The 9,456-nt window shown below is 43.9% G+C and carries 7 protein-coding genes; 5 read left to right on the top strand and 2 right to left on the bottom strand.

The features are described 5' to 3' along the window. Positions 1 to 118: 118 nt before the first annotated feature. Genes glgC through gcvH form a run of 4 tightly spaced genes read left to right on the top strand, consistent with a single transcriptional unit; the run spans position 119 to position 4,902 of the window. Complete coding sequence (gene glgC, locus Q7V21_RS01125; protein WP_304915528.1) at positions 119 to 1,387, top strand: glucose-1-phosphate adenylyltransferase; 1,269 nt, start codon at positions 119 to 121, stop codon at positions 1,385 to 1,387. A 25-nt stretch (positions 1,388 to 1,412) separates the two neighbouring features. Then, the gene (locus Q7V21_RS01120; protein WP_304915527.1) at positions 1,413 to 3,059 is read left to right on the top strand and encodes a glycoside hydrolase family 57 protein; all 1,647 of its coding nucleotides are present in this window, start codon (positions 1,413 to 1,415) and stop codon (positions 3,057 to 3,059) included. Positions 3,060 to 3,062: 3 nt separating this feature from the next. Beyond that, positions 3,063 to 4,520 (top strand): 4-alpha-glucanotransferase, encoded by a 1,458-nt coding sequence (gene malQ, locus Q7V21_RS01115; RefSeq protein WP_304915526.1) that lies wholly within the window; start codon positions 3,063 to 3,065, stop codon positions 4,518 to 4,520. Further along, a complete protein-coding gene (gene gcvH, locus Q7V21_RS01110) occupies positions 4,513 to 4,902 on the top strand; it encodes a glycine cleavage system protein GcvH (RefSeq protein WP_304915525.1) in 390 nt (129 codons plus the stop codon). The genes malQ and gcvH overlap by 8 nt, the downstream gene beginning before the upstream one ends. Here the strand turns inward: gcvH and Q7V21_RS01105 are convergent. Then, positions 4,878 to 6,005, bottom strand: a complete 1,128-nt coding sequence (locus Q7V21_RS01105; protein ID WP_304915524.1) for an anhydro-N-acetylmuramic acid kinase — start codon at positions 6,003 to 6,005, stop codon at positions 4,878 to 4,880. The two genes, gcvH and Q7V21_RS01105, sit on opposite strands and share 25 nt — an antisense overlap. A 10-nt stretch (positions 6,006 to 6,015) precedes the next feature. Next, positions 6,016 to 7,605, bottom strand: coding sequence for a peptidoglycan DD-metalloendopeptidase family protein (locus tag Q7V21_RS01100; protein WP_304915523.1), 1,590 nt, complete (start codon positions 7,603 to 7,605; stop codon positions 6,016 to 6,018). 122 nt (positions 7,606 to 7,727) lie between these two features. Between Q7V21_RS01100 and tyrS the strand changes: the two genes are divergently transcribed. Beyond that, entirely contained in the window at positions 7,728 to 8,927 is a 1,200-nt protein-coding gene (gene tyrS / locus Q7V21_RS01095) for a tyrosine--tRNA ligase (RefSeq protein ID WP_304915529.1), read from the top strand. The last annotated feature ends 529 nt before the right edge of the window (positions 8,928 to 9,456 follow it).

Below are 9,456 nucleotides of genomic sequence, written 5' to 3'. Positions count from 1 at the left end.
TTCAAAAACCATAGATATACTGTCCTATAAATTTTTCTATTGCTGTCCACCTTACCGATGTGGCACGCTTAAAGCCATTACAACATATTTCACTGCATAGCTGGCCGGAGAATTAAATATGCCAAAAAATAATAGCACGCGGTTTGTCAGTCGACTGACCAGGGATACATTGGCACTGATCCTGGCAGGAGGGCGTGGCTCGCGTCTAAAACAATTGACAGGATGGCGGGCAAAACCTGCTGTGCCATTCGGAGGTAAATTCCGAATTATCGATTTTCCCCTGTCAAATTGTGTGAATTCCGGTATCCGCCGGGTAGGCATTTTAACGCAATATAAAGCGCATTCATTGATTCGCCATATCCAACAGGGGTGGGGATTTATGCGCGGTGATCTGGGTGAGTTTGTCGAATTATTACCCGCTTCGCAACGGACAGAGCAGGGATGGTATACCGGCACGGCCGATGCGGTTTATCAAAATATTGATATCCTGCGAAATCATGGACCAGAGTACGTATTGATCCTGGCCGGTGACCATATCTACAAAATGGATTATGGCGATATGCTGGCTGAGCATGTTGCCCAAAATGCTGATATGACAATTGGTTGTATTGAAGTTCCGCTGGATCAAGCCAAAGCGTTTGGCGTTATGTCGGTCGATTTAAATCATCGAATCGTTGCCTTTAATGAAAAACCCGAAAACCCCACACCAATTCCTGGTTCGGAAGATGTCGCTTTGGCTTCGATGGGTATTTATATTTTTAATGCAGGATTTCTATACGAACAATTAATTAAAGATGCGGATAACTCCAGATCCAGCCATGATTTTGGTCACGACATCATTCCTTCCTTAATTCAAAAATATAAGGTTGTCGCGTTTCCTTACAAAGATGTGCAAGGCAATGATCCCGGCTACTGGCGTGATGTGGGAACCATAGATGCTTTCTGGTCCGCTAATCTGGAGTTGATAGGTGTCACACCTGAATTGAACCTTTACGACGAAGACTGGCCAATCTGGACCCATCAGGCTCAACTCCCCCCTGCCAAATTTGTGTTTGATGATGATGATCGCCGGGGCATGGCCGTTGACTCGATGGTTTCCGGCGGCTGTATTATTTCAGGCTCTGTCGTACGACATTCGGTTCTGTTCTCAAATGTCGAAGTGCTGAGTTATAGTCTTGTAGAAGACAGTGTTGTTTTACCCGATGTAACCGTTGGCAGGCATTGCCGCCTGAAGAAAGTTGTGTTGGATAAAGGCTGTATCGTTCCCGAAGGCACGGTTATCGGTGAAGATCCGCAATTGGACGCACAACGTTTTGAAGTTTCACCAAATGGTGTTGTGTTAGTGACACCTGAAATGCTGGGGCAAAATTACCGTTATGTCCGATAAATTAAAAGTTGTTCTTTGCTGGCACATGCACCAGCCGCAGTACAGTGAGCCCATGGGTGGAAATTATCAGCTCCCATGGACCTATTTGCATGCAATAAAAGATTATGCCGATATGGCCTGGCACCTTGAAAATGTTGCAGAAGCGAAGGCGGTAGTGAATTTTGCGCCAACCCTACTGGAACAAATTGATGATTATGATCAGCAGTTGAAAGGCCGTTTTAAAGGCACGGGCCGTTTGAAAGATCCATTATTGATTGCCTTGGATTCGCCTGTACAGCCTGTTCATGCAGGTGAGCGCCGTAAATTGATAAATGCCTGTCTGCGGGCAAATGAAGAAAAATTGATAGCGCCGTTTCCACATTTTGCCAGGTTGGCGGAAATTGCCCGCTGGGCTTTAGAGCAAACCGAAAGACTGCGTTATCTCAATGAACAATATCTGGTGGATTTACTGGTTTGGTACCACTTGGTTTGGATGGCTGAATCAGTTCGACGTAATGATATTCGCATCCAGAATCTGATGAAGAAAGGCCATTTTTTCACTTTTCATGATCGGCGCCAGCTGCTGACTGTCATCAGCGAAATCTTAAGTGATCTGATCCCACGCTATCGACGTTTGGCCGAGTCTGGTCGTGTAGAACTATCCGTTACACCATACGCTCATCCAATTTTACCGCTATTGTTGGATATCAACAGTACGCTTGAAGCCATGCCTGAGGCACCCTTACCGGAAATTACCGAATATCCCGGTGGTGAGGCTCGGGCTCACTGGCATATGGAAGAAGGGGTACGGGTATTTGAGTCTTTTTTCGGATTTCGTCCTAAAGGATGTTGGCCATCGGAAGGGGCAGTATCTGATGCGACGTTACCATTAATTGCAGAGCATGGCTTTAGTTGGACGGCGACAGGCGAGAATGTCCTGCGCAACAGTTTGAATAAGTCGGAGATGTCTGAGGCAAATATTCATAAACCTTATCGGTTGAAAGATTTACCTCCGGCGTGTTTTTTCCGCGATGATGGGTTGTCGGATATGATTGGTTTTATCTACACCAAATGGAGTGCCGAAGACGCTGTAAATGATTTTATAAGTCATTTACTGAATATCAAAGCCACAACTGAAGATGATCCTGATAGGGTGGTTTCCGTTATTCTGGATGGTGAAAATGCCTGGGAATATTATTCATACAACGGATTTTATTTCCTGCAAAGTTTATATAAGCAGCTGTCGCAACATCCAGAGCTTGAACTCACCACTTTTAGTGAATGTTTAGAAAATGGGGTGATACCTGGTTCTCTTCCTGAAATGGTGGCCGGAAGCTGGGTATACGGCTCTTTTTCTACCTGGATTGGTGATGCTGATAAAAATCGTGGATGGGATTTGCTCAGCCAGGTCAAACAGGTTTATGACAAAAAAATGGCCACTACAACTTTTGATGATGAGATGCAGTTAGCGATTGATAGACAGCTGGCGATTTGTGAAGGATCCGATTGGTTCTGGTGGTTTGGCGATTACAACTCTGCAGACAGTGTGAGTGATTTTGAGCGACTGTTCCGATTACATTTATCCAATCTTTATCAAATGCTGGGAGAGGAAGTCCCGCAGATTTTGTCAGAGGTAGTATCTTTTGGTGGAGGTGATGCTGAGCAAGGCGGCACAATGCGTCGTGGCGGCTAATACATGAAACAGGCACATATTTTTGACAACCGCCGGACTGGCGTTTTATTACATATAACAAGCTTACCCTCTGGAAATCTAGGCGCTGATGCTTATCGATTTGTCGACTTTCTTCAACAAGCTGGAGTAACCGTCTGGCAGATGTTGCCATTAGGACCAACTCATGAGGATGGTTCGCCCTATCAGTGCTTATCGGCCCATGCTGGTAATAACAAGTTGTTATGTATTGATTCTATTAAAGCCAAACCATGGTGCAGGACCGATGATTTGGCGGGTAAAAAAGTATTCACCATGGTAGTGAATGCCTATAAGCAATTTACTGAGCATGCAACAGAAGCGGATTGGGCGGCTTTCAATGATTTTTGTCAGCGACATGCCTTTTGGCTGGACGATTATGTCTTATATCGTGAAATACGCAATCTGAACCATGCTATGCCTTGGTATGAATGGCCCCAACCACTACGTGACAGACAACCGGCCGCTTTGAATGATGTGGCAGAACAACGTGCTGAATCATTAACCATTCGCCGGTTTGAGCAATTTTTATTTTTTGATCAATGGCAAAACTTAAAAACCCATGCCAATCAACATCAAATCAAATTATTTGGCGATATGCCTATTTTCGTTGCTCATGACAGCGCTGATGTCTGGGCCGCACCAGAATTATTTACACTGGATGCCACTGGACAAGCCACTAAAGTAACAGGTGTTCCACCTGATTATTTTTCAGCTACCGGGCAGCGCTGGGGTAATCCACTTTATGCTTGGCCGGAGCATATCAAAGAGGATTTCAGTTGGTGGTTAAAACGCCTGACGACGCAATTAGATCTGTTTGATTTAATCCGTATTGATCACTTCAGAGGCTTTGAAGCTTGCTGGGAAATTCCAGCCAGTTGCGAAACGGCTATGGAAGGAGAGTGGGGTAAAGCGCCTGGGGAAGCTTTATTCAAAAAACTGGTCTCCGAATTTGGGGAGCTTCCGCTGGTTGCCGAGGATTTGGGAATCATTACCGCTGAAGTCACAGCCTTGCGTGAGCAGTTTGCGATGCCTGGCATGAAGATTTTACAATTTGCCTTTGGTGGTGATGCCGACAATCCTTATCTTCCCCATAAGCATTGTAACGATAGCATTACCTATACCGGTACTCATGATAACAATACTAGTCTGGGTTGGTATGACGAGATTGATGAGGCTACTCGTCAACATCTACATCAATATATCGGACCAAGTGATGAAGCTATGCCATGGCTACTTATCCGTGAGGCCTTAAAGTCGGTTTCACAACTCTCAGTTATCCCGATGCAGGATTTACTTGAGTTAGGGAGTGAACATCGTATGAACGTGCCCGGGACCATAGATGGTAACTGGAAATGGCAGTTTGAATGGAATATGCTTCCACAAGGTTGCTCTGAAAATTTAAGGCAGCTTAATCAGCTATACGGACGCATTATTTATGAGTAATTCAGACGATTATTATTACAGTGAGTCTCATATTTGGATTGAACAACAAGGCACAGGAATTTTTACCCTTGGCATCACTGAGCATGCTCAGGATAGTTTGGGTGACATTGTCTTTGTTGAATTACCTGCAGAGGGGCAGGAGTTTGCTGCTGGGGAAGCATGTGCAGTAATTGAGTCAGTCAAATCGGCTTCTGATGTGATCATGCCCATCAGTGGTGAAATTATCGCTGTTAATCAGCAATTGGTTGAAATGCCGGAATTGATCAATCAAGAACCATTTAATAATGGTTGGATTGTGCGCTTTCGTTCAGATCTCCCAATTGATGAAGTTACAGCAGAGTTAATGTCTGCTGTGGATTATGATGCTTTTTTAGACCAGTAGACTGCGCCTAAAATGTTGGGGCTGCGTGCACCCGTCACTTCTCGTAGGTCAAGTGCATTGTGTTGTAAAGTCTGTTCGGCAAGCCATCCAAAGGCGGCAGCCTCAACCCATTGAGGCTCTAAACCGATTGTTGCTGTAGTCTCCACCTTTATGGGATTTAAGGCTGTTTGCAGTTGTCGCATTAAAGCTGAGTTTCTGGCACCACCACCGCAAACATAAACTTTATCCGTTTGACGGGCATATTGATTGATAGCATCAGTAACGGTTGATACTGTGAAAGCCATCAGAGTCGCTTGCACATCCTGTGGAGCAAGATCTGTAGTACCGGAAAGGCTTAGTTGCTGCATTAACCAGCTTAGATTAAACAATTCACAACCAGTACTCTTAGGTATTTTACGTTCGAAATAAGCGTTGGACTTTAATTGTAGTAATAAAACCTGGTTTACCTGACCACCTTCAGCCCATTTACCTTCATTATCGAAAGCCTGCTGTTGATGCTGCTGAATCCAGGCGTCCATAAGGGTATTGCCTGGCCCAGTATCAAAACCTTGTAATACGCTATGAGACTTGGCCGTTAAGATACTGATATTACTGATGCCACCGATATTCAAAATGACCCGGTTTTCGCTATCTGAACGAAATATGGCAGCATGAAAAGCAGGAACCAAAGGAGCACCTTGACCACCATTTATAATATCTCGCTGGCGAAAATCACAAACGGTGGTAATGCCAGTTTTTTCGGCAATCACATTGCCATTTCCGATCTGCATGCTAAAGGGATACTGTGAATCGGGAGAGTGGAATATTGTTTGACCATGGCAACCGATGCCATCAATTTGGGCGGCAGAAATACCTGACGATTCCAGCAATACATTAATAGCGTCTGCATAAGCATGCCCAAGTCGGACATCTAACTCGCCTAACTGGGAGAGGTGACAATGCTGAGTACGAATTAAATCGGTCAGTGATCGTTGCAGGCCAACAGCAAATTCTGCTGAGTGATGGGCAAGTAATCTAGGTTGTTCTGTTGCCGATGTTTTAATTAATGCCACATCAATAGCATCCAGGCTCGTGCCTGACATCACACCGATGTATAAGCCCATTTAGTTATATTTAATCCTGGCGTAAGGCTAATGTTGGTACCTGTAAATTGTCTAAACTGGCAATTAAAGGTTGTGCCATAGTTTTAAACTGCGCCAGATATTGACTTGGGATCGGCTCAGCTTTCGGTAAAGTAACCGTTAAAGGATTTTTATGTACACCATCTACACGAAATTCATAATGCAAATGTGGACCGGTCGCCAAACCGCTCATGCCAATGTAACCAATAACTTCACCTTGTCTTACACGTTGGCCGACACGAATACCTTTTTTGTAGCTGGACATATGGGCAAACAGCGTGGTGTAGCGTCCACCATGTGATAAAACAACAGTACGACCATAGCCACCCTTAGTTCCAACAAAGTCTACTTTACCGTCACCTGTAGCCAGTATCGGTGTTCCAGTTGGGGCAGCGTAGTCAACACCACGATGAGGGCGGTTAGTTTGTAGAACAGGATGTTTACGGTTCGGGTTAAAGCCGGAACTGATACGTGAAATCGGTACAGGTGTCCGTGTAAATGCTTTACGCATGCTATCGCCGTTAGGGGTATAGAAGCGGCTTTCTCCATTGCTATCGGTAAAACGAATGGCTCTGAAAGTATTACCACGGTTGGTAAATTCTGCCGCCAAAATTTCACCATCGGCTACTTTCTCACCATCCAAGAAGTTTTCATTATAAATGACTTTGAAACTGTCTCCCTGACGCAGATCCAATGCAAAATCGACATCCCAGCCAAAAATATGTGCCATTTCCATAATCAATCGGTCTGACATGCCGGCTTTTTGTCCATCAACAAACAATGAGCTTTGAATCTCACCAGCAACCAGTTGACGTTGCTTATCCAGTTCACGTTCAACTACCTCGGTTTCATAACCTTTGTCGGTAGCCGTTAAGGTCAACGTTTTCATTGGATTTAATTGCAATTGAAGCTGTTTTAACACTAACTTTTGTTCGCTGTCCGTAACCGTTCCAAAACGTACTATTTGGCCGGGTCTGAGATTGAGAAGAGCTTTGGCATCTTCGCCAGCGGTTTGAGCTACGTTATAAACGTCACGTGCCCCTAAGCCAGCTCTTGGAAAGATTAAGGAAAGGTTATCACCAGACTTAACTTCAATTTCCTGCCAGCTCAACTCGCCATTGTTTGAGTCATTAGTGATTATGTCTTGAGGTGATGTTGCATCGATAATGCCGGAAACTTCAGTTTCCACCACTGCAGTCGGTTGATTCAGATGTAGACGTTCGATTTCTGCAGATTCATTCAGCGAAATATCTGGTTGAACTGTTTCTGCTTCTTCAGTTATTGCAGTATCGATAGACTGTGTTTCTGTTTCAGCAGAGGGTAACGATAGTGGAATAATTGATTGGGTTGCAGTAGTTGTCGCTTCAGTTTCTGCTGGCATGTTCGGTAAAGTGACTGCCCGCGTTTGACTGGTTGTGGAGGATGGTTCACTGGTAGCAAGTACAATACCTGTGATGAAGATACCGGTGAGCGCTAACAAAGATAAAATTGGAATATGTCGGTTTTTGTGGGGAGACAGCGTTTCAGATTTAAATAGTTTTGATTGCTGTGATGAGCTCAGAAGTCTATTACGTTTCTTCATGGGCGTTCCCTGTTTATAGTAAATTCGTGCAATTCTCTCAGCATTTGCTCCGAATTGAAACCCCTAGAAGGCAAGATCTTGTGTTATATTGCCCGCCAATTTTTATAGTGCGGAGAACGATGATGAGAACTGTACAAGAAACCTTGGCAGAAATCCGTCGTGGATCAGAAGAAATTCTGGTTGAAAAAGAGTTAATTGAAAAGCTGGAAACGGGGAAACCACTGCGTATCAAGGCTGGTTTTGATCCGACGGCACCGGACTTGCATCTAGGTCACACGGTGTTACTCAATAAGTTGAAGTTGTTCCAGGATATGGGACACGAAATTTTATTTTTGATTGGTGATTTTACCGGAATGATTGGTGATCCCACCGGTAAAAATGTTACAAGAAAGCCATTAACCCCTGAACAAGTTCAGCAGAATGCGGAAACTTATCAAAAACAGGTTTTCAAAATACTCGATCCTGAACGCACCCAAGTGGTGTTTAATTCACACTGGATGAATGCGCTGTCCTCAGCAGATATGATCCGTTTGGCGTCGCATCACACTGTTGCTCGTATGCTGGAGCGTGATGACTTTCACAAGCGTTACACCGGCGGTCAACCTATCGCTATTCACGAATTTTTGTATCCTTTAATACAAGGTTACGATTCTGTGGTTTTGGATGCCGATGTTGAACTGGGCGGAACCGATCAAAAATTTAATCTGCTGATGGGACGTGAATTACAAAAAGCCTATGGTAAATCGCCGCAATGTATTTTAACCATGCCACTGCTGGTTGGGCTGGATGGCGTACAAAAGATGTCCAAATCTTTAGGTAATTACATTGGTATCGATGAAAGCCCGAAAGATATCTTTGGCAAACTTATGTCAATTTCAGATGAATTGATGTGGCGTTATATTGAGTTACTGAGCTTTAAGTCGTTAACGGATATTGCAGACTGGAAACAATCTGTTGTTGATGGCCGTAATCCAATTGAAGTTAAAAAGCTATTTGCAGAAGAGATCGTCTCGCGTTTTCATGGTGAATCCGCAGGACCACAAGCACGCCAAGACTTTGAAAACCAATTCAAGAAAGGTGAAATCCCGGACGATATCGCTGAGGTCTCGATATCTGTGGGTGCAGATGGCATGCCTATAGCCAATATTCTCAAAGAAGCTGGCCTTACGGTCAGTACTTCCGAAGCCTTAAGAATGATTAAACAGGGCGCAGTAAAAATTGATAGTGAAAAGATGGATAACAAAGATTTGATTCTGATGCGTGACCAGCAGCTGATTATTCAGGTTGGCAAAAGGAAATATGCAAAAGTGCTGACGATTTAATTGTTTATTGAAGGTTGATTTGAAAATCAACAGCGCCGCTTTGCCGAAGCCATAACTGTTGAGTAACAAACTACTATATAAATAGATAGTAAAAGCCAAACTCCAAAAAGTCATTTCTTGGTAAAGTTCAGACAATGTAGCAGTCGCTGTAAAAATGGCGTGTAGTAAAAACAGACTGGAGTTGGTGAATGCACTTACCACCATGGCTCAGCTTAAATGCCATGACAGTTGAATTCTCGTCGCGTAACAGCCCAACATCAACGCGCTCATAATTAAAAAAATCCAAATACGCTTGTAGCTTGTAGTACTCGAAACTTGATCAGGCTGGCAGAGAGGTTTTTTAAAGGCCGGGGAGATGATGTTCTACGACGTCACCTGATCGCATTGGATTAGCATTCCACAATCTTTTAGCAACGTTCTGATTTCAATACCGAGAGCTTTGATAAAACAAACTATTAAAATTACAGATGATCTGACAGCAAGCGAAAATTTCGGCAACTCAACACAGTGAAACAGACGGAATTTAATG

It is taken from the genome of Methylophaga sp. (assembly GCF_030651745.1).
This window is presented reverse-complemented; position numbering and strand designations above follow the sequence as displayed.

What these genes read in the sequence shown, in the direction of transcription:
- malQ (WP_304915526.1), top strand. Translation starts at nt 3,063, where the DNA reads ATGAAACAGGCACATATTTTTGACAACCGCCGGACTGGCGTTTTATTA.
- tyrS (WP_304915529.1), top strand. Translation starts at nt 7,728, where the DNA reads ATGAGAACTGTACAAGAAACCTTGGCAGAAATCCGTCGTGGATCAGAA.
- Q7V21_RS01105 (WP_304915524.1), bottom strand. Translation starts at nt 6,005, where the DNA reads ATGGGCTTATACATCGGTGTGATGTCAGGCACGAGCCTGGATGCTATT.
- glgC (WP_304915528.1), top strand. Translation starts at nt 119, where the DNA reads ATGCCAAAAAATAATAGCACGCGGTTTGTCAGTCGACTGACCAGGGAT.
- gcvH (WP_304915525.1), top strand. Translation starts at nt 4,513, where the DNA reads ATGAGTAATTCAGACGATTATTATTACAGTGAGTCTCATATTTGGATT.
- Q7V21_RS01120 (WP_304915527.1), top strand. Translation starts at nt 1,413, where the DNA reads ATGCACCAGCCGCAGTACAGTGAGCCCATGGGTGGAAATTATCAGCTC.
- Q7V21_RS01100 (WP_304915523.1), bottom strand. Translation starts at nt 7,605, where the DNA reads ATGAAGAAACGTAATAGACTTCTGAGCTCATCACAGCAATCAAAACTA.